The 22,910-nt window shown below is 57.9% G+C and carries 20 protein-coding genes; 17 read left to right on the top strand and 3 right to left on the bottom strand.

The features are described 5' to 3' along the window. Positions 1–134 precede the first annotated feature (134 nt). From pdxS to HMPREF2847_RS09690, 4 genes are all read left to right on the top strand, one after another. Entirely contained in the window at positions 135–1,037 is a 903-nt protein-coding gene (gene pdxS / locus HMPREF2847_RS09705; protein ID WP_070852286.1) for a pyridoxal 5'-phosphate synthase lyase subunit PdxS, read from the top strand. A gap of 2 nt (positions 1,038–1,039) precedes the next feature. Continuing rightward, entirely contained in the window at positions 1,040–1,918 is an 879-nt protein-coding gene (locus tag HMPREF2847_RS09700; RefSeq protein ID WP_070601485.1) for an acyl-CoA thioesterase, read from the top strand. Continuing rightward, the gene (gene pdxT, locus HMPREF2847_RS09695) at positions 1,918–2,538 is read left to right on the top strand and encodes a pyridoxal 5'-phosphate synthase glutaminase subunit PdxT (RefSeq protein ID WP_070852285.1); all 621 of its coding nucleotides are present in this window, start codon (positions 1,918–1,920) and stop codon (positions 2,536–2,538) included. Before HMPREF2847_RS09700 ends, pdxT begins: the two co-directional genes overlap by 1 nt. Before the next feature lie 79 nt (positions 2,539–2,617). Continuing rightward, a complete protein-coding gene (locus HMPREF2847_RS09690; protein WP_070852284.1) occupies positions 2,618–3,370 on the top strand; it encodes a YebC/PmpR family DNA-binding transcriptional regulator in 753 nt (250 codons plus the stop codon). A gap of 155 nt (positions 3,371–3,525) precedes the next feature. Here HMPREF2847_RS09690 and HMPREF2847_RS09685 read toward each other — a convergent pair whose 3' ends face one another. Beyond that, complete coding sequence (locus HMPREF2847_RS09685; RefSeq protein ID WP_070852283.1) at positions 3,526–3,990, bottom strand: DUF3817 domain-containing protein; 465 nt, start codon at positions 3,988–3,990, stop codon at positions 3,526–3,528. A gap of 115 nt (positions 3,991–4,105) precedes the next feature. Between HMPREF2847_RS09685 and ruvC the strand changes: the two genes are divergently transcribed. From ruvC to HMPREF2847_RS09645, 8 genes are all read left to right on the top strand, one after another. Next, positions 4,106–4,663, top strand: a complete 558-nt coding sequence (ruvC, locus tag HMPREF2847_RS09680; RefSeq protein WP_070852282.1) for a crossover junction endodeoxyribonuclease RuvC — start codon at positions 4,106–4,108, stop codon at positions 4,661–4,663. A gap of 82 nt (positions 4,664–4,745) precedes the next feature. Beyond that, positions 4,746–5,366, top strand: coding sequence for a Holliday junction branch migration protein RuvA (gene ruvA, locus HMPREF2847_RS09675; RefSeq protein ID WP_070852281.1), 621 nt, complete (start codon positions 4,746–4,748; stop codon positions 5,364–5,366). Between the two features lie 66 nt (positions 5,367–5,432). After that, entirely contained in the window at positions 5,433–6,545 is a 1,113-nt protein-coding gene (gene ruvB / locus HMPREF2847_RS09670) for a Holliday junction branch migration DNA helicase RuvB (RefSeq protein ID WP_070438353.1), read from the top strand. Between the two features lie 66 nt (positions 6,546–6,611). Then, positions 6,612–7,073 (top strand): preprotein translocase subunit YajC, encoded by a 462-nt coding sequence (gene yajC, locus HMPREF2847_RS09665; RefSeq protein WP_070852386.1) that lies wholly within the window; start codon positions 6,612–6,614, stop codon positions 7,071–7,073. 312 nt (positions 7,074–7,385) lie between these two features. Next, positions 7,386–9,311 carry a protein translocase subunit SecD gene (gene secD / locus HMPREF2847_RS09660; protein ID WP_070852280.1) on the top strand — a complete coding sequence of 642 codons (1,926 nt, stop codon included), beginning with the start codon at positions 7,386–7,388 and terminating at the stop codon, positions 9,309–9,311. Positions 9,312–9,317: 6 nt separating this feature from the next. Further along, entirely contained in the window at positions 9,318–10,535 is a 1,218-nt protein-coding gene (secF, locus tag HMPREF2847_RS09655; protein WP_070852279.1) for a protein translocase subunit SecF, read from the top strand. A 110-nt stretch (positions 10,536–10,645) separates the two neighbouring features. Next, positions 10,646–11,182, top strand: a complete 537-nt coding sequence (locus HMPREF2847_RS09650; RefSeq protein WP_049180985.1) for an adenine phosphoribosyltransferase — start codon at positions 10,646–10,648, stop codon at positions 11,180–11,182. Positions 11,183–11,189: 7 nt separating this feature from the next. Then, a complete protein-coding gene (locus HMPREF2847_RS09645) occupies positions 11,190–13,451 on the top strand; it encodes a RelA/SpoT family protein (RefSeq protein WP_070832212.1) in 2,262 nt (753 codons plus the stop codon). Between the two features lie 122 nt (positions 13,452–13,573). Here the strand turns inward: HMPREF2847_RS09645 and HMPREF2847_RS09640 are convergent, their stop codons facing one another. Further along, positions 13,574–14,413 (bottom strand): peptidylprolyl isomerase, encoded by an 840-nt coding sequence (locus tag HMPREF2847_RS09640; protein WP_016422689.1) that lies wholly within the window; start codon positions 14,411–14,413, stop codon positions 13,574–13,576. Positions 14,414–15,054: 641 nt separating this feature from the next. Here HMPREF2847_RS09640 and HMPREF2847_RS09635 point away from each other — a divergent pair. Both HMPREF2847_RS09635 and hisS read left to right on the top strand, forming a co-directional pair. Beyond that, a complete protein-coding gene (locus HMPREF2847_RS09635) occupies positions 15,055–15,726 on the top strand; it encodes an MBL fold metallo-hydrolase (protein WP_070852278.1) in 672 nt (223 codons plus the stop codon). Positions 15,727–15,769: 43 nt separating this feature from the next. Beyond that, a complete protein-coding gene (hisS, locus tag HMPREF2847_RS09630; protein WP_070852277.1) occupies positions 15,770–17,053 on the top strand; it encodes a histidine--tRNA ligase in 1,284 nt (427 codons plus the stop codon). Between the two features lie 27 nt (positions 17,054–17,080). On the opposite strand, the gene HMPREF2847_RS09625 is transcribed toward hisS, so the two are convergent. Beyond that, on the bottom strand, positions 17,081–17,968 hold the full coding sequence (locus HMPREF2847_RS09625; protein ID WP_070601477.1) for a KPN_02809 family neutral zinc metallopeptidase: 888 nt from the start codon (positions 17,966–17,968) through the stop codon (positions 17,081–17,083). A gap of 283 nt (positions 17,969–18,251) precedes the next feature. Between HMPREF2847_RS09625 and aspS the strand changes: the two genes are divergently transcribed. From aspS to HMPREF2847_RS09610, 3 genes are all read left to right on the top strand, one after another. Next, the gene (gene aspS, locus HMPREF2847_RS09620; protein ID WP_070852276.1) at positions 18,252–20,081 is read left to right on the top strand and encodes an aspartate--tRNA ligase; all 1,830 of its coding nucleotides are present in this window, start codon (positions 18,252–18,254) and stop codon (positions 20,079–20,081) included. Positions 20,082–20,228: 147 nt separating this feature from the next. Beyond that, on the top strand, positions 20,229–21,410 hold the full coding sequence (locus HMPREF2847_RS09615; RefSeq protein ID WP_070852275.1) for a phosphotransferase family protein: 1,182 nt from the start codon (positions 20,229–20,231) through the stop codon (positions 21,408–21,410). A 148-nt stretch (positions 21,411–21,558) separates the two neighbouring features. Next, positions 21,559–22,884 carry a replication-associated recombination protein A gene (locus HMPREF2847_RS09610; protein ID WP_222866795.1) on the top strand — a complete coding sequence of 442 codons (1,326 nt, stop codon included), beginning with the start codon at positions 21,559–21,561 and terminating at the stop codon, positions 22,882–22,884. Positions 22,885–22,910 lie beyond the last annotated feature (26 nt).

Genomic DNA, 22,910 nt, shown 5'->3' with positions numbered 1-22,910 from the left:
GGAAAAACCGCTGTTGTGCTGGAAGTTCGTTGTGTTTGCTGACTCAATGAACAGCACTGTCTAGTTCAGGCGTTATAGTGTTAGACGACTACAAACAGTCACATTCACCAGTTTTATTAGGGAAGTAGGGTTCGTTGAGCACGGTTGAGAACAACTCCGGGCAGGGCACCGCACGCGTGAAGCGCGGTTTCGCTGAGATGATGAAGGGCGGCGTCATTATGGACGTCGTTACTCCGGAGCAGGCCAAGATCGCTGAGGATGCCGGCGCAACTGCCGTGATGGCGCTGGAGCGCGTCCCCGCCGATATTCGCGCAGAGGGTGGCGTGTCGCGTATGTCCGACCCGGACATGATCGAGGGCATTATCAATGCCGTCTCCATCCCGGTTATGGCCAAGGCCCGTATCGGCCACTTTGTTGAGGCACAGGTTCTGCAGTCTCTCGGTGTTGACTTCATTGACGAGTCCGAGGTTCTGACCCCGGCCGATTACTCGAACCACATCGACAAGTTCGACTTCACCGTGCCGTTCGTCTGTGGTGCGACCAACCTGGGTGAGGCTCTGCGCCGCATCAACGAAGGTGCTGCCATGATTCGCTCGAAGGGCGAGGCCGGTACCGGTGATGTCTCCAACGCTGTGACTCACATGCGCACCATCCGCGCTGAAATTAACCGTCTGCGTTCCATGGCTCCGGACGAGCTCTATGTTGCTGCCAAGGAGCTGCAGGCGCCGTACGAGCTGGTACGCGAGGTCGCTGAGACCGGTAAGCTACCGGTCGTGCTGTTCACCGCAGGTGGCATTGCGACTCCAGCTGACGCTGCAATGATGATGCAGCTCGGTGCCGAGGGCGTCTTTGTTGGTTCCGGTATTTTCAAATCCGGTGATCCGGAGAAGCGCGCCAGGGCTATCGTGCAGGCAACCCAGCACTACGATGACCCGAAGGTCATTGCAGATGTCTCTCGCGGTCTCGGCGAGGCGATGGTTGGCATCAACGTCGACGAGATTCCGCAGCCGCACCGACTCGCTGAGCGTGGCTGGTAAAAATGGCTAACATCCGCGAGGTATTAGATCTGGAACAGATTGACCGGGACATTTTCCGTGGCCCAGTCATTAAGTCAATCCTGCAGCGCACTTTCGGTGGCCAAGTTGCCGGCCAGTCCCTCGTCGCGGCGACGCGCACGGTGGGTAATACCTTCGCGGTGAACTCCCTCCACGCCTACTTTGTAGGCCCGGGTCGCCCCCATATCCCGACGGTGTACATGGTCAAGCGTATTCGCGATGGCCGGTCTTTCTGCCACCGCTCCGTCGAAGCTGTGCAAGATGGCCGTACGATTTTCGTCATGCAGGTCAGCTTCCACCGCAAGGGGGACGAGGGACTCGAGCACTCTGACGTGATGCGCAAGGTGCCAAATCCTGAAGATGTGGTCACAGACACCTCTGAGATGACGAACACCCGCCGCCTGCTCATGCGCGAGTGGGCGGATTGGGATATCCGGGTAGTGCCGGATGATCAGTTCGAACACAACAAGTACACCCCGTCCCAGCAGCTCGTGTGGTTCCGGTGCAAGGATCGCCTGCCGGATAACGAGACCTTCCACGTCTGCACGCTGGCGTACATGTCGGATATGACGTTGCTGTCATCGGCACTCGTTCCGCATCCAGGCGTTGAGGTCCAGGAAGCCAGCCTCGACCACGCAATGTGGTTTATGCGTCCGTTCCGTGCGGATGAATGGCTGCTCTACGACCAGATTTCGCCATCGGCGCACGCTGGTCGCGCACTGACTCACGGTCGCATCTTTAACCAAAAGGGCGAGCTCGTGGCCGTCGTCACGCAGGAAGGGCTGACCCGAAGCCTGGCCCCGGGTGTCGAGCCCGTGCCAGTGGCGACGAACTTCGACGCTCGCAGTGAGAACCTAGATTAATGACACAGGAAACAATCGGGATCCTCGCTCTTCAGGGCAACGTTGCCGAACACGGATATGTTCTCGACCAGCTCGGCGTCCCGCACCGAAAGGTGCGCTTGCCGCGTGACTTGGAAGGGCTTAGCGGGTTAATTTTGCCCGGCGGCGAATCAACGACCATGAGCAAGTTGATGGTCTTCAATGAGCTTGAAGATCCGCTGCGGGAAGCCCTCCGCGGTGGCCTTCCGGCATACGGCACCTGCGCAGGCATGATTTTGCTGGCCGACGAAGTGCTCGATACCCGTCCGGATGCCGTTAGCCTGGGAGCGATTGACATCACCGTCCGTCGTAACGCATTTGGCCGGCAAGTGGATTCCTTCGAAACTGACTTGGATATTCCGCAGCTGGCGATTGGCGGTGACCAGCCGCCTGTGCACGCCGCCTTTATTCGTGCTCCGTGGGTCGAGCGTGTCGGTGATGATGTTGAGGTGCTAGCGCGGGTGCCAGAATCGGCTGGAGAGACCGCAGGTACAGTGGTCGGAGTACGGCAGGGGTCTGCGATGGCCACCAGCTTTCACCCGGAGTCGACGGGGGAGACGCGGCTCCACGAGTTCTTTTTGCGAGAGCTTGTCGGCAATTAAATCCCCGGTTTGTATAATGAACACCTGACGAATTCCCATCTACATGGGTATTGACGAGAGGATTGGTAGGAACTAGCACATGGCGGGTCATTCAAAATGGGCAACCACAAAGCACAAGAAGGCTGCTAATGACGCCAAGCGCGCCAAAGAGTGGGCAAAGATGATCAAGAACATCGAGGTCGCGGCTCGTACCGGCGGCGGTGATCCTGCTGGTAACCCCACCCTCGATGACATGATTAAGAAGGCCAAGAAGGCCTCGGTTCCCAACGACAACATTGAGCGTGCCCGCAAGCGTGGTTCCGGCGAGGAGTCCGGCGGTGCTGACTGGGAGACCATTGTCTACGAAGGCTATGCACCTGGTGGCGTCGCTTTGATTGTGGAGTGCCTGACGGATAACCGTAACCGTGCTGCTTCCGATGTGCGCTCGGCGTTCAACAAGAACAACGGCAACATGGCGGACAACGGCGCCGTGGCGTACCTCTTCGAAAAGAAGGGTGTCGTCGAGTTGCCGAAGGGCGAGCTGACCGAGGATGACCTGCTCATGGCGGTTCTCGATGCCGGTGCAGAGGAAGTCAACGACCTGGGTGAAAAGTTCGAGGTTGTCTCCGCCTTTACCGATCTGATGAATGTCCGCACCGCTCTTGTCGATGCCGAAATGGAGTACGACTCCGCAGATCAGGACTACCGCGCTTCTACCACAGTCGCTCTCGATGCTGACGGCGCACGCAAGCTCTTCCGTCTGATTGACGCTCTCGAAGAGTCCGACGACGTGCAGAACGTCTACTCGAACGCCGACATCAGCGACGCGGTCATCGCCGAACTCGACGACTAGGCGTTTTCTTGTCGACGGTTCTGCTGACTGGCTTCTCGGCGTTAAAGGGTTCCCGTGGTAGGGCAGTCCGCAGCGCTGAATTGCTCGGCGAGCTGGTGTCAACAGAAAGTCCCCATCGGAAAGCAGTCCGATGGGGATTGGTTTTGATGGGCGGCCTAGGAGAACCACTGAGTAGGAGGTCCGGCCATCAGCAACAGTGTGAAGACCACCGCGAGAACAATCAAGATGACGAACGCCGAGATAAAGGGGCGACGAATAATCATGGCGAGTGCCCACTCGAATATGCCCTGTGGCTCCTCGGCTTCGTCGGTAAAGCGCCAGGGCCGATCCAGAAGGCCTGCCTTCAGGGTGTTTCGTTCAAACGGATAGGTTGCGAATGGAATGATAGAAGAGGCGAGGCCGATGACACCGCGGCCAAAGCTCCACTGCTGGTTAATCCACACCATGATGGTGGTGACTACGTAGCACAGGAACGTAAAGCCGTGGATGCTGCCGAAGATAGTGGTGGCGACGTCCGTGACTTTGAGCAGGTACTTCAGCGCCAGGCCTAAAAGCAGCAGAGCCCACGTGACCATTTCAGCTGCAGCGAGAATGCCGTAGAGCTTCTTCGGTGAATTCATGGTGTTAAACGTATCAGAACCAACGGTTGGTACTCCTTCTAGCTACGATACAAACAGCTGTTCGAAATATGGTATTAGTGGAGGAGTGAATTATCGAGCTGGATCTCTGCGGGTGATGGGCATCGACCCTGGCCTTACTCGTTGTGGTCTCTCCATTGCGGAAGGCGCTCAGGGCAGGAAAGTCATTCCCATTGCTGTGGGGGTCGCCCGCACACCAACCACGGCATCGTTGGAGGATCGTCTTTTACGGCTTTCCAATGCCGTGGAGCAGTGGATGGATGAGTACGAGCCGGACGTGGTTGCGATGGAACGGGTATTCGAGCGCGGCAACGTGTCCACTGTGATGCAGACGGCGCACGCGGTTGGCGTCCTTGTCCTCGCTGCGGCGAGACGCGGCTTGGAAGTGCATATGTACACGCCATCGGAGGTAAAGAAGGCGCTCACCGGCAACGGTCGAGCTGATAAGAAGCAGATGACCATGATGGTGACGAGAATCCTCGGGTTGGAAACTCCGCCAAAACCTGCAGATGCAGCGGATGCTTTGGCCATCGCTATCTGCCACTGTTGGCGTGGTCCGGTTCTGCAACGCCAGCGCGACACTTTGGCTGCGCTTGCGAAGCAGTACGAGGAGCGGGAATTGGAGCTTTCTCGCCGTGAGAATCGCTCGCGGTAGGGGAGCTTGCTAGAGAACACTTGTGAGTTCGGCGTTTATCGCGGTGTCTTTAGGGAAGCCGTAGTGAAAGGAATTGTGAGAAGTGATTGCATCTCTTCGCGGTGAAGTTATCGACCTCGGTGCGGACTATTGCGTTATCGAGTGCGGTGGTGTCGGGCATTTGGTCACCATTACAGGCAGGCTAGCTTCCCAGTTGGTGAGGCATGAGCAGACTTTCATGTTGACCACAATGGCGGTTCGTGAAGATGCGATTACGCTCTTTGGTTTTGCCGACTCGCAGGAACGTGAGATGTTTGCGCTCTTGCGCACTGTCTCGACAGTGGGGCCAAAGGTGGCGATGTCAGTTCTTTCGGTACTGTCGCCGGCCGAGATTGCCAATGCGGTTGCCTCAAAGAATGCGAAGGCCTTGCAAGTAGCTAACGGCGTCGGCAAGCGATTGGCGGAGCGCCTGTTGGTTGAGTTGAAGGATAAGGTCGAGGTTTTCGCGGATAGGGCGGTATCCCAGCCGGAGGAAGCTGCAAGCGGAGCAGCGCCTGGCATTGTTTTGAAGGCAGATCTGGACCAGGTCGTTGGTGCTTTGGTCGGGCTTGGGTTCCCGGAAGCTGATGCGAATGAGGCAGCGGAAACCGTTGTTCGGATTGATCCGACCTTGGATACATCGATGGCGCTGAAGGCGGCGCTAAAGACATTGGGCGAGAAGTAAATCCAGGTCGAGGACCTGCAGCTACATTGATGATGAAAATTGGCAGTGCACTAGGATGAGGGGACTATGAGCGATATAGAGCGCACGGAGTTTAACGTGTCGGGCAATCCCTTCAGGGACTCTTTAGGTGGGGCAGCCAACGACCATTTTGGCGGTGGGGGAAATGGTGCACAACGTGATGTCGATGCCCGCGCTCAGGTCGAGGAAGTCGATGCGGAATCGAACCTGCGACCAAAGTCGTTAGGGGAGTTTATCGGCCAACCCAAGGTCCGCGAACAGCTGGATTTGGTGCTTTCCGGGGCACGGGGTCGAAATGTGACTCCGGATCACATTCTGCTGTCGGGACCTCCCGGCCTGGGTAAGACCACCATGGCCATGATTATTGCGCAGGAGATGGGGTCCTCCCTGCGAATGACGTCCGGTCCGGCGCTTATTCGCGCTGGCGATTTGGCAGCAATGCTGTCGAACCTGCTCGAGGGCGATGTACTCTTCATTGACGAGATCCACCGCATTGCCAGGCCCGTGGAGGAAATGCTCTACATGGCAATGGAAGATTTCCGTATTGATGTCATCGTGGGCAAGGGGCCTGGAGCTACGTCAATTCCACTCGAGATTCCACCTTTTACGCTGGTAGGCGCAACGACGCGCTCGGGTATGCTGACTGGCCCACTGCGTGACCGCTTTGGTTTTACTGCGCAGATGGAGTTCTATGAGGTCGAAGATCTGACCAAGGTGGTTACCCGTGCCGCTGGGATCCTCGGGGTAGACATCAGCCCGGAGGCTGCAGTGGAGATTGCGTCGCGTTCGCGCGGTACACCGCGAATTGCCAACCGTCTGCTGCGCCGCGTCCGCGATTTCGCGGATGTTCACTCTGGTGGCGTTATTGATCTTGGTGCGGCCAAGGCGGCATTGATTGTCTTCGATGTCGACGAGCTGGGGCTCGACCGTCTGGATCGGGCAGTGCTGACAGCCCTGGTCAAGGGACACGGCGGTGGGCCGGTGGGGGTAAACTCGCTGGCACTGGCAGTGGGTGAGGAGCCCTCGACTGTGGAAGAAGTGTGCGAGCCCTACCTGGTCCGTGCCGGGATGATTGCACGTACATCGCGCGGGCGCGTGGCAACTGCCCGAGCATGGCGGCACTTGGGGCTGCAGCCCCCGGAGGGAACTATTGGAGAATAGCTTTCTCATCGACCCGCCCGGGTCAGTGTGGAATTGCTAGCTGGCAATTCGTTAAACTCGGCAGACATGAATCAAACTATTCTCCTCCTACTTATTTTCTTGTTCCTGGCGCTGCCAATTTGGCAGATTATCAAGCAGAACAAGCAGGTGCGCACCATCCGGGACATGCAGGATAAGTTGGCCCCGGGCGCGGAGGTCATCACCGGTTCCGGTATGCATGGTGTCGTCGTTGATACGACCGAAACAACCGTCGACCTAATCATCGCTGACGGCATCGTGACCCGTTGGGAAAAGGGTGCCATTGCCCGCAACCTCACCACCGGTACCGGAGCGAGCTACGCTCACCGTGATCGACGTGGCCGTGTTTCCGATGCGCCAGATGACCACGTCGGCGATGTCCAAGAAATCACCGGCCACGGCCCTGCTGACAATGCAGCTTCGGACATCAATGAGCAGGTCGAGAACCCGAATACCCCGAGTAATCCGGATACCTCGGGTCCAGACGATTCCACTTCCCCCGAAAAGTAGTAGCAGTTTTTGTATGCCCACGCCCTGCCGGTTTGCATGCATCCAGGCTGCAGCGTGTGCCGTGGGGCTAGCGGGCGCGACCCAGGTTTCGCCGTCGGCAAGCGTGGGAAGATTTTCACTAAACAGGTACAAGTCAAAACCGGCGCAGGCCGCTAAATCGGTTATCCTCTAGCGGTTGGTGTTTATAGCCTTGCTTGGCGACGCCCGCAATGCCCCTACCTGGTATTGCGCGAGTTCGCGGTGGAGTTATAGACACGCGTTTCAACCCGAAACGTTCAAGTACCTAAACGTCACGATTCAGGAGACTTTGCTTTGAACAGCAAATCCAGATCTGGTGCGAATACATTCAAGAGGAACTGGCCACAGTGGCTGTTGGCGCTGTTTGTCAGCTTCCTTATCCTTACGTACGCACTCGTCTTTTTCACCGGCGGCGGATCGGCCAAGCCAAAGTTGGGTATCGATTTGCAGGGCGGTACCCGAGTAACCCTGGTGCCGCAGGGCGAAAAGCCGACCCGCGATCAGCTCGACCAGGCTCGCAAGATTCTGGAGAACCGCGTAAACGGCATGGGTGTCAGCGGCGCTCAAGTTGTCACTGACGGTGACACCCTGGTCATCACCGTGCCGGGTGAAGACTCCCAGGAGGCACGTTCCCTCGGACAGACTTCGCAGCTGTTTTTCCGTCCGGTAGAGCAGCCCACGCAGGGCCCTGATGAAGCTGCCTTTGGTGAAGTAGTCAAAAAGACCGCAGAGGACTGGGTTTCGGTCGGTGTCCTGTCGAAGGAGGACGCCACCAAGCGCGTCGATGGCCTGTACAAGGACATGAACGAGACGCAGAAGCGTGCAATTGATGCCTTCAAGTCACAGAACCCGGACCAGCCGGTCCCGGAGGAACTGTCCAAGTCGCTGGGCGAGGCCCCGAAGCTGGACGCAACGGCTCCGGCAAAGCCGGCGAACTCGATTGAAGCGGCAGAGCTGCGTACGAAGGTTCGTGACGTGCTGTTGGCGACTCGTCAGTCCGACGATCCAACGACACAGTTTGCAGCCGCTGCGCTAATGACCTGCGATAACCGCGATGCAGTTGATCCGCTACAGGGTGCCGATGACCCGGCCAAGCCGCTGGTGACCTGTGCGCCAGAAGGCGGTAAGGCAATCTTCCTGGGCAAGGCTCCTCTGTTGATTGGGCAAGACGACGAGGTCAGAGGCCAGCGTCTGTCCGGTGATGCTATCGACACCAATGCACCGATTAGCGGTGGCTACGATCAGCAGTCTGGTCAAATTCAGGTCTCCTTTAGCTTCAAGTCCGGTAAGAACGACACCGGCGCTCGTACCTGGACCAAGCTGACCAATGACTACCTGCAGCAGCAGGTCGCCATCGTGTTGGACTCGAAGGTTATTTCCGCGCCGGTGATTCAGGAGGCAACCCCGGTCGGTTCAGCTACTCGAATCACGGGTGATTTCACTATCGATGAGGCACAGGCGCTGGCGAATAACTTGCGTTACGGCGCACTGCCACTGTCCTTCGCAGGTGAGGACGGCGAGCCGGGCGGTACCACTACGACCATTCCAGCCATGCTGGGGTCGGCCTCCCTGGAGGCCGGTCTGCTTGCCGGCATTATCGGTATTGCTCTGATTGTCGTCTACGCAATCGTTCTTTACCGAGGCCTCGGAGCCATCTCGCTGGTTTCACTGGCAGCAGCTGGTGCGATGGTCTACGGCGTACTCGTGCTGCTCGGTCGCTGGATTGGCTACTCACTCGATCTCGCTGGTATCGCCGGTATCATCATTTCCATCGGCGTGACAGCTGACTCCTTTATCGTCTTCTTCGAACGCATTAAGGATGAGATTCGTGCGGGTAGGACATTCCGCTCTGCGGTACCGCATGCTTGGCGACGAGCACGGCGTACGATCCTGTCGGGTAACTTTGTGTCCATCATTGCGGCTGTGGTCCTCTACATCCTGGCTGTTGGCGATGTGCGTGGTTTCGCATTCACGCTTGGTCTTTCCACGGCATTCGATATTGTGACCGCCTTCCTGGTGACTGCGCCACTGGTCATTCTGGCTACTCGCAAGTGGCCGGCACTGTCCAAACCATCCATGAACGGCTTTGGTTCAGTCATGGAGGTCGCTAACAGGAACAAGTCCGTAGCTACCGGTAAAAAGGCTGTCACCTCCAATGCAGCCGCCAGTGCAGTTGCCGACACCGGTTCGGCTGACTCCGGCGCGAATGAGGGGAAGTAGGAATCCATGAATACTACTCAGACGAATCCGGCGCTGACTAGCGAAAATGACGCGGCTAACGAGGACTCATTCTTCCGCCGCCTCTACACCGGCGAGGGTGGAATCAACATCGTCGGTAAGCGGAAGCGCTGGTACCAGATTGCGATTGCCGTCATTGTCGTTGCTGTAGCATCGATGCTGATTCGAGGGTTCAGCTTCGGTATCGATTTCGAGGGCGGCACCAAGATGACTATGCCGCCTGCGTCAGTGACGACTGAACAGGCTGAGGAGGTCTTCACCGACGCCACCGGCGTCAAGCCGGAGTTGGTGCAGATCATCGGTTCTGGCGAAGGCCGCATTCTGGAAATCACCTCAGAGAAGCTGACTCAGGACGAGATTAATAGTGCTCGCGTCGCACTGAACGACGCATTCAAACCCGTCGACGCACAGGGGGAGCAGACCCCGGATGCGATTGGTGACTCGACCGTTTCGGAGTCGTGGGGCTCGTCGATTACCAACCGCATGCTGCTGGCTGCAGTAGTGTTCTTGGGCTTGGTATTCGCCTACATCACTATCCGCTTCGAGCGTGACATGGCCATTTCTGCCATCCTCGCCCTGGCCGTGGACGCAATCGTGATTATGGGCATCTACGCGCTGATCGGCCTTGATGTCACCCCGGCCACCATTATCGGTCTCCTGACCGTGCTGTCGTTCTCGCTGTACGACACCGTCGTGGTCTTCGACAAAGTCGACGAGAATACGGCAGGCTATCGTTCATCGACACGTAGAAGTTACGCCGAGCTGGTGAATCTGGCTGTCAACCAAACCATCATGCGTTCTATCAACACCACAGTGTCGACGCTGCTGCCAATCCTGGCACTGATGATTATCGCCGTGGGCATGCTGGGTGTCGGTACGCTGAAGGATTTGGCGCTGGTCCAGCTCATCGGCATTATTCAGGGCACGTTCTCCTCGATTTTCCTGGCTTCGCCGCTGTTGGTAACGCTCAAGTCGCGTCAGCGTGAATACCGCAAGCATGATGAAGCGGTGCTGGCCGCTCGCACAAAGGTATCTGCTGGGGAAGACTCGAACACTGAGTCGGCTGCCGCCGATGCCGCGGAGGGCACGGGCGCGGAAGACGCGTCGACAAGCGAAATGGAACAGTCGACGCCGAAACGAACGGTGAAGACTCCGAAGCTTGAGGGCGATGAAAACAAGCCGCTGTCCTGGCGTCCGGGGCAGTAGGAGGTAGCGCCTCCCAGTGGTTCGGGTGAAACTACTTTAAAAGCGCATTGTGCGGGTATCGTTGACAGGTACCCGCACTTTTTCTTTTTGCCGAAAAGGAGCTTAAACCTGTGTCGTATGCACACGCGCGTGAGGCATTAGCTGATCAGATTCGGTTTGTGCCCGATTTTCCAGTTGAGGGCGTACTGTTCGAGGACCTGACGCCGGCGCTTGCCGACGCCACGACGTTCGCCCTGCTTGTGGACGAGATTTCCGCCAAGGTGGAAGAGTTCGGGGCCGATATTATCGGCAGCCTCGATGCGCGTGGATTCCTGCTGGGTTCTGCGGTGGCATACAAGCTCGGACTGGGAGTGCTCGCTATTCGTAAGAAGGGCAAGCTCCCACCACCTGTGCTGACGGAGACCTATGAACTGGAATACGGTACGGCCGCGCTTGAGATTCCGGCTAGTGGGTTTGAGCTGAAGGGCAAGAAGGCCGTACTTGTCGACGATGTGTTGGCAACTGGTGGCACCCTGTGTGCAGCTCGCGCCCTGCTAGAGACAGCCGGTGTCGAGGTGACCGGGCTGTGCACCGTGCTGGAGGTTGAAGGCCTGGGCGCTCGGGAGAAGCTTGCTGATCTGCCTCTGTACGTGGTTAATAAGGGGTGAATGAGCCATGGCTGAAGGGCCCGCACGCCGTTATGGTGCTCGCCTAGCGCGAAGCCTTACCGGAAACAGAACGAAGACCCGCCCGGTGCTAGATCCCCTTGTCGCGGTGCATCGGCAGGTGCATCCGCGCGCGGATTTAGCTGTGCTTCAGCGTGCCTACGATACCGCCGAGCGCCTTCACGACGGCGTGTACCGGAAATCCGGCGAGCCATACATCACTCACCCGCTTGCAGTCGCCACTATTGCCGCCGAGATTGGTATGGATACCACCACGCTGGTGGCGGCGCTGCTGCATGACACGGTCGAGGACACCGATTACACGCTGGAGGACCTGGAGCGGGACTTCGGCCCAGAGGTCGCGCGACTAGTCGACGGCGTGACCAAATTGGACAAGGTTGCGTTGGGCTCCGCCGCCGAGGCAGAGACCGTGCGAAAGATGATTATCGCCATGAGCCAGGACCCGCGCGTGCTGGTTATCAAGGTGGCCGACCGGCTGCATAACATGCGCACAATGCGTTTCCTGCCGCCGGAAAAGCAGGCTAAGAAGGCCCGCGAGACCCTCGAGGTGATTGCACCCCTGGCGCATCGTTTGGGAATGGCCAGCGTGAAGTGGGAGTTGGAAGATCTCTCCTTTGCCATTTTGTACCCGAAGAAGTACGACGAGATTGTGCGTTTGGTCGCAGACCGAGCGCCGCAGCGGGACCGGTACATCCAGGAAGTCTCCGAGATGATTCAGAAGGATCTGAAGGAGTCTCACATTGCTGCTGAGGTACAGGGCAGGCCGAAGCACTACTGGTCGATTTATCAAAAGATGATTGTCCGGGGCCACGAGTTCGACGAGATTTTTGACCTGGTCGGACTTCGAGTTCTGGTGGACACGACCAAGGACTGCTACGCCGCCATGGGCGCCGTCCACTCGCTGTTCAAACCCATGCCGGGGCGATTCAAGGACTATATTTCCGCGCCGCGCTTCGGGGTTTACCAGTCGTTGCACACAACGGTCATTGGTCCAGGTGGGGCCCCGCTAGAAGTGCAGATTCGCACCCATGAGATGCACTACAACGCTGAGTACGGCATTGCCGCACACTGGCGCTACAAGGAAACAAAAGGCTCTCATAAGGGAGATTCCGCCGAAGTCGATCAGATGGCGTGGATGCGTCAGCTGCTGGATTGGCAGCGCGAGGCCGCAGATCCTAACGAGTTCCTGGACTCGCTGCGCTATGATCTCTCAGTCACTGAAATTTTTGCGTTCACGCCGAAGGGTGATGTCATCACTTTGCCCGCGGACTCCACGCCGGTCGACTTTGCCTACGCGGTTCACACTGAGGTTGGCCACCGCTGCATTGGTGCCAAGGTCAACGGCAAGTTGGTGGCGTTGGAATCACCGCTAAAAACCGGTGACCGCGTCGAGATTTTCACGTCCAAAGATGCCCATTCTGGTCCGTCCAAGGACTGGGAGAAGTTCGTTAAAACACCACGTGCGCGGGCTAAGATCCGTCAGTGGTTCGCCAAGGAGCGCCGCGAGGAGGCACTCGATGCCGGACGTGACGCGCTGGCTGCGGAGGTGCAGCGCGGTGGTTTGCCGATGCACCGACTGTTCACTCCGGCATCCATCAAGCAGATTGCCTCCGAGCTGCACTATGCGGACGTCGACGCACTCTATACCGCTATCGGTAAGGGGCAGGTTTCGGCGCAGCATGTGACTCACCGCCTAATGGCGCAGTTCTCGAGCACAGACGATGCCGAAGAGCAGCTGGTCTCCCGCACACCAATTTCAAAGATGAACGTGCACAACACGCCACGCCGCGCTGACAGTACGGGTGTGTTAGTAGAAGGAAGCGCGGATATGGCCGCTAAGCTGGCCAAATGCTGTACGCCTGTGCCTGGCGATGCCATCTTTGGCTTCGTCACCCGCGGCGGCGGGGTCAGCGTGCACCGTACGGACTGCACTAATGCGGAAAAGCTGCACCAGGAGCCCGAGCGCATTATCGAGGTTTCCTGGGCGACAGATTCCTCCGGCGCAGTGTTCATGGTCACGGTGCAAATCGAAGCGCTCGACCGCCACGGGTTGCTCTCGGAGATTACTCGTGTGTTCTCCGATCAGAAGGTCTCAATCCTGTCGACGTCCTCTCATACTTCCGATGACCGCGTAGCTGTGATGCGCTTCAGCTTCGAAGTCTCGGACACGAAGCAGATGGGCTATATCATCAACATTTTGCGCGGTGTCGAGGGAGTCTTCGATGTTTACCGCATTACTTCTGGTCAGTAGCCGGTTTATCAGCGCATCGATATGTGAATAAAGATTGAGGCCGCGTCGGTATTAAAACAGGGCCAAGGTGAAACACCTTGGCCCTGTTTTTGATGAATTTCTCAATCAGTTAGTTGAGTCAACTACTTGACTTCCGCCTTCTCAATACGGACTTCCTTAGCTGGCTTACCGTCAGAGGTACCGCCACCCTCGATACCATTCTTCGCAATGTCCGCAACCGTCTTGGTGCCCTCGTCAGTCATGGAGCCAAGCACGGTGTACTGCGGTGGCAGCTGAGAATCTGCCCAGTTGAGGAAGAACTGGCTGCCGTTGGCATCCGGGTCGCTCGGGTTTGCCATGGCGATAGAGCCCTTCGGGTACACCAACGGGGTGTTCTGATCCAGACCAGAATCCTTGACCGGCCACTCGCCAGCGAACTTGAAGCCCGGGCCGCCGGTACCGGTACCAGTCGGGTCACCACACTGCAGAACATTCAGGCCACCACCGGTGATACGGTGGCACACGGTGTCGTTGAAGTAGTTGGACTTGGCCATGTGCTCAATCGCATTGACACCGCAAGGTGAAATAGCGCGGTCCAACTCCATCGGAATGTCGCCCTGGTTAGTCTTCAGAGTGATGGTTACCGTGCCAGTGGCGGGAACGTTGTCGGTAGCTGGCTTATCGATGTCCTTCGATGCCTCGCCATCATCCGGGTAGTCACAGGTCACGGTTTCCGGAAGCGGGGAAGAGCGCTTCATCGGAACCTTTTCACCGCTGACGGGAGTAGCTGTCAGAGCTGCAGGTTCGACGGGAGTCGTGGATTCATCAGCGGCCTCATTGTCGTCAGCGCCGCCAGCCGTGGTCAGCAGGTAGATTCCGCCACCGATAAAGAGCAGGATAGCCAAGGTGGTTACGACAACACCCAGTGGCTTCAGCTTCTCGGCACGTGCACGGCGCTTAAGTTCGCGCTCGAGCGTCCGCATCGCATCTTTGCGCCTTTGCTCATTACTGGCCACTAGTCTATCTCCGTATCTGTTAGTCATCTATTGCTGGTGACGGAACACCAGCGGACGATTTTGCCCATTGATAGTGACCGAATTTGAAGTAAAAGCTCAGTCGGTCACCGTCGTGTACACAATCGACCATTATGCCCGGAGTCGGTTCTCATTTGCGAGATGACAGGCCAAGTCGGCATGGGAAAGGGCGTTCCGCTTTAGCACGTAGAGCTTCGACAGCTTCTTTGATGCCGACATCGGGGTGTTGGCGACGGTACTTCTTCACCTTCTCCGGCGTGATGCAGCTCTTACTTCTGCCTGTGCCTTCGACAACACGACTACGACAACGGCGAGTTAGACTCCTCGCACCCAGGCTTATTGCGGCTGACATGAAAAGGATGAAGGCCAGTCGCGGATAACCTGCTAGAGCCGTTCCCACAGCTGTCAGGATGAAAAAGGTGATAGTGGCTGAGTACGTAATCTGCATAAAAGTTTCCAATCGTCAGTTCCAATTGCCAAGAACAGTTCTACGGGTTTCGCCACCTATCAGCCGTCGTTTTAGCGGGAACTTAACAGCGTGATAAATGAACCCAGCTCGAGCCAAGCAGACACTCGATAGAATGTGCGCTATGGAGATATTTGGATTTGCAGCCGGCCCTTTTCAGACCAACTGCTACGTGGCAACAGGCGCTCCGGAGATGGACGATTTGGCTACCCCGTGCGTGATTGTTGACCCGGGCATGGGAGCGTTCGAGGTAATACGCGGCGAGGTTGAAAAGCGAGATTGGAAGCCGGAAGCAATTCTGCTGACCCATGGTCATATCGACCACGTCCGCGATGTCGCGGAGGCCGCCGACTTCTGGGATATCCCTGTCTTCATTCACGAAAGCGACAATGTGTTGCTGGCCAATCCGAAACTCGGCGGTTCTTCTTTCGGACACCTCTTTGACATCGAATCCATGCAGGCTTATACAAAAGCTGGTTTCTTCGAAGATGGCGACGAAGTTAAGTGGGCAGGGTTAAATTTCGAAGTCATTCACGCACCGGGTCACTCTCCGGGGTGCGTAATGCTGCGCGCTTCCGATGGGGAAGATGAGATTATCTTCAGCGGGGATGTCCTCTTTAAGGGGGCTATCGGTCGCGTAGATTTACCGGGCAGTAGTCCGGAGCACATGCAGCAGTCGTTGAAGGATAAGGTCCTCCCGCTGGCGAATGACCTCATGATTCTTCCGGGCCATGGCTCCGCATCGTCGATAGGCGAGGAGCGCGAGACCAACCCCTTCCTGCAAAACCTCACCTAGCCTGGCTGACACGTCGTGAGAGTTGGCAGGTAGAGTTAGCGGAGTGAACTCTAGCCAGAAGCCAAAGAAGTTGAAGCCGTTCTCCGCGCCCAAGGGCGTGCCGGATTACGTCCCGCCGGTCTCCCGCGAATTCGAGGCGGTGCGGAACTCATTCCAGCACCGCGCACGACTCGCGGGCTATGAGCACATTGAGCTGCCAATTTTCGAGGAAACCGGGCTTTTTGCACGCGGCGTAGGTGAATCGACGGACGTCGTCACCAAGGAGATGTACACGTTCGCCGACCGCGGCGACCGCTCGGTCACCCTGCGCCCGGAGGGGACTGCAGGCGTAATGCGCGCGGTCATTGAGCACAATCTCGACCGCGGTCAGCTGCCGGTCAAGCTTTCCTACGCGGGGCCGTTCTTCCGCTATGAACGCCCGCAGGCCGGCCGTTACCGTCAGTTGCAGCAGGTGGGCGTAGAGGCAATCGGCGTCGATGATCCCGCGCTGGACGCTGAGGTTATCGCGCTTGCCGACGCATGCTTCCGCGGCATCGGCCTGGAAGGATTCCGGCTTGAGCTGACAAGCCTCGGTGACAACACCTGTCGTCCCGAATACCGCGCTAAGCTGCAGGAATTCTTGTTTGACCTGCCTTTGGATGAGGAAACGCGCCACCGTGCAAACATCAATCCGCTGCGCCTCCTCGACGATAAGCGACCGGAAATGCAGGAAATGCTCGCCGACGCGCCACTGATGTTGGACCACCTTTCTGATACCGCTCGCAGCCACTTTGAATCGGTGACTGGGCTGCTGGATGACATGAAGGTGCCCTATGTCATCAATCCGCGAATGGTGCGCGGATTGGACTACTACACCAAGACGTGCTTCGAGTTTGTTCACGACGGCCTTGGTGCGCAGTCGGGTATCGGTGGCGGTGGTCGCTACGACGGGCTGATGGCGCAGCTCGGCGGCCAAGAGCTGTCTGGAATTGGCTTTGGCTTGGGTGTGGATCGTGCGCTGCTCGCACTGGAAGCCGAGGGCAAGCAGGCCAGCGATGGTCGACGCGTCGATGTCTATGGTGTTGCACTCGGTGAAGAAGCCGCTCACGCTATGGCGGTACAGATCAATAAGCTGCGCCAAGCGGGTATCCGCGCGGATATGTCCTACGGTGGCCGCGGGCTGAAGGGTGCAATGAAGGGTGCCGATCGCGCTGGAGCCCGATTTGCGTTGGTCCTCGGCGAGTCTGAATTGGCCGCGGGCGAGGTTCAGCTGAAGAACCTCGAGTCCCACGAGCAGCACGCGGTGGCCCTAGATGCGCTGGTTCAGGAGTTGCAGTCGCGCATCTAGGAAACGTGCATTTGTTGAGTGCGGAGTCTAGCTGTAGACGCCGCGCTCGAGAGTGTCGCACTGAGACATCTTTCCTGACTTGTAGCCGGTGAGGAATGCCTTCGTACGCTGTTCAGCCGAGCCGTGGGTCCAGGAGTCCGGTTGAACACCACCGCCGGAATGCTGCTGGATGGTGTCATCGCCAATGGCTTTCGTAGTTTTGAGGGCATCGGCAACTTGCTCGTCGGAAAGCGGTTCGAGGATTGCGTCCGGCCCCTTGTCCGCGTAGTGAGCCCAGATACCCGCATAGCAGTCTGCCTGCAGCTCAATCTTTACGGCATCGGAATCGGGGCCAGGCTCGTTGTAGTTACTGCGGCCGAGCGTACGCTCCAAATTTTGGATATGGTGACCGAATTCGTGGGCTACGACATACTCCTGCGCGAGCGGGCCGTTGCCTCCGCCCATGCGCTCCAGGGTGCTAAAGAACTCCGTGTCGAAGTAGGCCGTTTGATCGGCGGGGCAGTAGAACGGGCCGGTGGACGAGGACGCCGCGCCGCAGCCCGACTGAGTTGAGCCTTCAAAGAGGACTAGGCCTGGGTTTGTGTACTTGATGCCGGCCTGTGCGGGGAGTTGCTCCGCCCACACCTGGTCGACGGAAATGCCGGTGAATTCCATTCGGCAATCGATGCGGCTGTTGGCATCTTCGCCGGTCTTGCAGGGATCCTCACCAGGGGACTGCTGTGCAGTCTGAGAGGACTGATTGTTCTGGGCACCTGTCAGCTGTCCCAATTGTCCCGGGTCGCCGCCGAGAAGTAAGTACAGGCCAATGAGGACAAGGCCGCCGATGCCGCCACCGCCTACTGCAATAGCGCGGCCACCACCCGAGCGTCGCTCGGCACGAGCCGAGCTCTTTTGGAAGTCATTCCGGAAGGTCATAGGAGTAAGACTATTGCATAGGGTTCGGAAAACGGGCCATTGAATAGCGCTGCGTCAAAGTGTCCGTATGGAAGTCAACGTCAGGGCCTACAAAGATCTATGTCTAAGTGAGTACATAAAGCCCGAGGTAGACCCAACGCGATGACCGGGGCGATGACCGGTAATAGGCAAAATAACCGGGGTCTTCTTCTCACCTTTATGGCTTCAAGGTAGACTACACGGACGAAACCGCTATCCACAGCGTTAATCCCTATAGCACCAATTTTGGAAGGACCAATTCGCAGTGCTTCGTACGCATCTTGCCGGAGACCTCCGCGCTGACCTCGCCGGCAGCACAGTAACCCTGACCGGTTGGGTAGGACGCCGCCGTGACCACGGTGGTGTGATCTTCATTGACATGCGTGACCGCTCCGGTTACGCCCAGGTTGTGTTCCGCAACAGTGAAGTTGCTGAGCGTGCACACCACCTGCGCAGCGAGTACTGCATTCAGGTCACCGGTGTCGTTGAGAAGCGCCCGGAGGGCTCCGAAAACCCGAACCTGGCATCGGGCGAAATTGAGGTCAATGTTACGGAGCTGACCATCCTCAACGAGTCGGCGGCATTGCCGTTCCAGCTCGAGGATGTTGGAACTTCTGGCACTGTGGGCGAAGAAGCCCGTCTGAAGTACCGCTACCTAGACCTACGCCGTGAAGGCCCGGCCAAGATTATGCGTCTTCGAGCGGCTGTCAACCGCGCAGCACGTAAGGTGCTGGACAGCCACGACTTCACCGAAATCGAGACTCCGACGTTGACTCGCTCTACGCCGGAAGGCGCTCGTGACTTCGTAGTGCCGGCTCGTTTGAAGCCGGGCACTTTCTATGCACTGCCGCAGTCCCCTCAGCTGTTCAAGCAGCTGCTTATGGTCGCTGGCATGGAACGCTACTACCAGATTGCTCGCTGCTACCGCGATGAGGACTTCCGCGCTGACCGCCAGCCAGAGTTCACTCAGCTCGACGTTGAGATGAGCTTCGCCGAGCAGGACGATGTCATTGCGCTGGCAGAAGAGATTCTGGTTGCTATCTTCGCCGAGGCCGGTGTCACTGTTCAGACTCCGATTCCACGCATGACCTTCAAGGAGGCCATGGAGAAGTACGGTTCTGACAAACCGGATCTGCGCTTCGACATTCCGTTGGTGGAGTGCACTGAGTTCTTCAAGGACACCACTTTCCGTGTCTTCCAGAACGACTACGTTGGTGCAGTTGTTATGGACGGTGGCGCATCGCAGCCTCGTCGTCAGCTCGACGCCTGGCAGGATTGGGCCCGCCAGCGCGGCGCAAAGGGCCTGGCCTACATCCTCGTTGGGGAGGACGGCACTCTGGGCGGCCCGGTTGCCAAGAACATTACTGACGCAGAGCGTGAAGGCATCGCGGCGCACGTCGGCGCGAAGCCGGGTGACTGCATCTTCTTCGCTGCAGGTGATGCTAAGAGCTCCCGTGCACTGCTGGGTGCTGCTCGTGGAGAGATTGCCAAGAAGCTCGGCCTGATTAAGGAAGGCGACTGGGCATTCACCTGGGTCGTCGACGCACCGTTGTTCGAGCCGGCTGCCGACGCTACCGCTTCCGGTGACGTTGCCCTGGGCCACTCCCAGTGGACTGCTGTGCACCACGCCTTCACCTCGCCGAAGCCAGAGCACATGGATACCTTCGACAAGGATCCGGGCAACGCACTGGCTTACGCCTACGACATTGTCTGCAACGGTAACGAAATTGGTGGCGGCTCCATTCGTATTCACCGCCCAGATGTCCAGAAGCGCGTCTTCGATGTTATGGGCATCAGCGAGGAAGAGGCACAGGAGCAGTTCGGCTTCCTGCTGGACGCCTTCCAGTACGGCGCTCCGCCGCACGGTGGTATCGCATTCGGTTGGGACCGTATCGTTTCCCTGCTGGCCGGCGTTGACTCCATTCGCGAAGTTATTGCCTTCCCGAAGTCCGGTGGCGGCGTTGATCCGTTGACTGACGCCCCGACTCCGATTACCGCTCAGCAGCGCAAGGAGACCGGTATCGACTTCAAGCCGAAGCCAAAGCAGAAGGCAGACGGCGCCAAGGCAGCAGCCGACGCAGGCGACAGCAAGTAAACAAGGAAATCACATTGCGAGGAATGTGCTCCGCCACTCCAGCGTGAACAGCGCGAGCGGGGTCAATTCCTCCTAACCAAGGCGGTACGGGCCACAACGCGACATCCGTATCGCCTGACTGAAACTGGCTCATTGAAAGGGCATTCAATGGAGTACTCGGACGACGCTGCAGCAGAAGTTGACAGTGTAGTTAAAGATGCAGAGACACTACTGTCCGCACGATTCGGCGGCACTCCAGTGTTGTCGGATCCAGAAGTACTTACAGGCCAGTCAAACGCTCTTGTTGTCCGCGTACGGGTCGCCACAAATCCCTTTATGCAGGAGCGCACGGTCGTCGTAAAGCAAATTCCTACGATGACTGAAGGTGTCGATCCGGCCGTTTTACGGGAAGTCGTGGCGTACCAGTTCATCAATACGCTGCCTGACGACGTTCGCCCGGGGCCTCAGCTTCTTGCTTACGATGTTTCAAAGCAGCTATTGGTTCTCAGCGACGTCGGTGTCGTGGACACTCTTGCGGACGTACTCTTTCGTGACGATGAAGAGCGACGTTTGCGCGCATTCCGCAGTCTCGGCGCGTCGCTGGGCCGGATGCATATTCACACGCATACTCGCGAAGAGGGGTTTGAGACCCTGCGTCGTCGTATGTGGGTGAAGAACAAGGTCGATCGTGAGGCTCTCGAGGCGCGTGACCACGGCATTGTGTCGGGGATTCGCTTTGGCATGCGAGCTATTGAAGGCTCCGGCATTCCTGTTCCCGACGCTGTGCGCTCTTTCGGTGAGGATGCTGCACGTCGAATTGAGAAGGGCACGCATAGGGCGTTTACTCCGTTTGACCTCGCCCCGGACAACATTCTGCTGGCGGACAAGGTTCAGTTCCTCGACTATGAGTGGGCTGGTTACCGCGATGTCATCTTCGACGTGGCCAGCGTCGTCGCAGGCTTCCCGCTGCACGTTTTCGTGGAGCGCCCATCGGAGGCAGAGGTCGACGTGTTCGTCCGTGCATGGATGGAAGAGATTCGTGACCATTGGTATCGCGACACGAGCGACCGCCGTATGATGGCGTTCATTGCTGCGGCGTTGCTCGGTTGGTTCTTCATCTCCGCAACGGTTTCCTTCTTCGGTTCTCCGAAGCAAGCGCTGTGGGTGGGGCATGAAGGACGTACGGACCTGAAGCCGGAAGTTGGTGGCTCAGCATTGGAGCGACGCGACATGGCTAACACAGCTCGCGCCATTGCGCAGTTCGCCCATAGATGTGAGGACGATCGTGCCGACGAGCTGGAAAAGTTCGCACATGCTGTAATTGATTTCTTAGAGCAAGAGGAAGGCTAGGGCATACGTGGCGGATCCGAATAAGCTGCCGACAGGCGGTGCAAACGGCTCCGCCGATGACGTTCCAGGGCTTTTCGACGAGCCTTCGATCGCTAGCCCTGCGGCGGCCAAGAGCCAAGGTCGGGGTGCGGGGCCAGCAAGCACTGGCCTGAACTCCGATGCGAACACCTATTTCCACCCAGGTGCACATGCGCCATTGGCGGTTCGGATGCGACCGCGAAACCTGGATGAAGTCGTTGGTCAAGACCACCTGCTAGCCCCCGGAGCACCGTTGCGCCGTCTGGTCGAGGGTGGCGGCGACACCTCCGTTATTCTGTTTGGCCCTCCTGGAACTGGCAAGACCACTCTTGCCAGTTTGATTTCCGCGGCGACCGGTCGACACTTTGAAGCGCTTTCCGCGCTTAATGCCGGGGTGAAGGAAGTGCGTGCGGTTATCGATACTGCTCGTCGCACGCTCGTTAATCAGGGCATTCAAACGGTGCTCTTCATCGACGAGGTGCACCGCTTCTCTAAGACCCAGCAGGATGCCCTGTTGGGTGCCGTGGAAAATCGGATTGTCCTTCTCGTTGCGGCAACGACGGAAAACCCATCCTTCTCAGTGGTGTCCCCGCTGCTCAGTCGATCACTGTTGTTACAGTTGCAGCCACTGGATGACGAAGCCGTCGGCACGCTCATTGATCGAGCACTTACTGATGAGCGCGGCCTCAATGGTCGCGTCAGTATGACAGACGATGCACGTAATCAACTCATTGCGCTGGCAGCTGGTGATGCTCGTCGTTCTCTGACGTACCTCGAGGCAGCCGCAGAAGCCGTAGCCGACGGTGAGCAGATTACCGCTGAGTCGCTTGCCAATTCGATCAACAGGGCCGTGGTTCGCTATGACCGCGATGGCGACCAGCATTACGACGTCACCAGCGCGTTTATTAAGTCCGTTCGAGGGTCTGATGTCGATGCTGCCCTGCACTACTTGGCGCGGATGATTGAGGGTGGGGAAGACCCTCGGTTTATTGCCCGCCGAATCGTAATTCTGGCTAGCGAAGACATCGGTATGGCAGACCCGACAGCACTGCAAACCGCCGTCGCCGCGGCGCAGGCCGTTGCCTTGATAGGCATGCCGGAAGCTCGGCTGACGCTGGCGCAGGCCACGATTCACTTGGCCACGGCACCGAAATCCAATTCGGTCATAAGCGCAATCGACGGGGCGTTGAAGGATGTTCGTTCCGGGAAAACCGGGCCGGTGCCACCGCATTTGCGCGACGGACATTACAGCGGGGCTAAGGACCTTGGTCACGCGGTGGACTATATCTACCCGCACAATGACCCCATGGGTGTCGTTGCCCAACAGTATCCACCAGATCAGTTGGTGGGCACTGATTATTTCGTTCCATCCAATCACGGTCGTGAAAACGGCATGGCTGAGTACCTCGGACGCATTCGCCGAATTATCCGGGGGAGCCGCCGGAAATCGAAGTAGGCGAGATCGGTCGGGATCTACGGGGT

It is taken from the genome of Corynebacterium sp. HMSC074C03, from assembly GCF_001838285.1.
In the GTDB taxonomy this organism is placed as follows: Bacteria; Actinomycetota; Actinomycetes; order Mycobacteriales; family Mycobacteriaceae; genus Corynebacterium; species Corynebacterium amycolatum.
The sequence above is the reverse complement of the archived record's forward strand: the minus strand, read 5'-3'. Positions and strand labels throughout refer to the sequence as shown.

Coding starts and splice junctions, on each gene's coding strand:
- HMPREF2847_RS09700 (WP_070601485.1), top strand. CDS start 1,040: ATGGCTAACATCCGCGAGGTATTAGATCTGGAACAGATTGACCGGGAC.
- pdxT (WP_070852285.1), top strand. CDS start 1,918: ATGACACAGGAAACAATCGGGATCCTCGCTCTTCAGGGCAACGTTGCC.
- HMPREF2847_RS09690 (WP_070852284.1), top strand. CDS start 2,618: ATGGCGGGTCATTCAAAATGGGCAACCACAAAGCACAAGAAGGCTGCT.
- HMPREF2847_RS09685 (WP_070852283.1), bottom strand. CDS start 3,990: ATGAATTCACCGAAGAAGCTCTACGGCATTCTCGCTGCAGCTGAAATG.
- ruvC (WP_070852282.1), top strand. CDS start 4,106: ATGGGCATCGACCCTGGCCTTACTCGTTGTGGTCTCTCCATTGCGGAA.
- ruvB (WP_070438353.1), top strand. CDS start 5,433: ATGAGCGATATAGAGCGCACGGAGTTTAACGTGTCGGGCAATCCCTTC.
- yajC (WP_070852386.1), top strand. CDS start 6,612: ATGAATCAAACTATTCTCCTCCTACTTATTTTCTTGTTCCTGGCGCTG.
- secF (WP_070852279.1), top strand. CDS start 9,318: ATGAATACTACTCAGACGAATCCGGCGCTGACTAGCGAAAATGACGCG.
- HMPREF2847_RS09645 (WP_070832212.1), top strand. CDS start 11,190: ATGGCTGAAGGGCCCGCACGCCGTTATGGTGCTCGCCTAGCGCGAAGC.
- HMPREF2847_RS09640 (WP_016422689.1), bottom strand. CDS start 14,413: ATGCGGACGCTCGAGCGCGAACTTAAGCGCCGTGCACGTGCCGAGAAG.
- HMPREF2847_RS09635 (WP_070852278.1), top strand. CDS start 15,055: ATGGAGATATTTGGATTTGCAGCCGGCCCTTTTCAGACCAACTGCTAC.
- HMPREF2847_RS09625 (WP_070601477.1), bottom strand. CDS start 17,968: ATGACCTTCCGGAATGACTTCCAAAAGAGCTCGGCTCGTGCCGAGCGA.
- HMPREF2847_RS09615 (WP_070852275.1), top strand. CDS start 20,229: ATGGAGTACTCGGACGACGCTGCAGCAGAAGTTGACAGTGTAGTTAAA.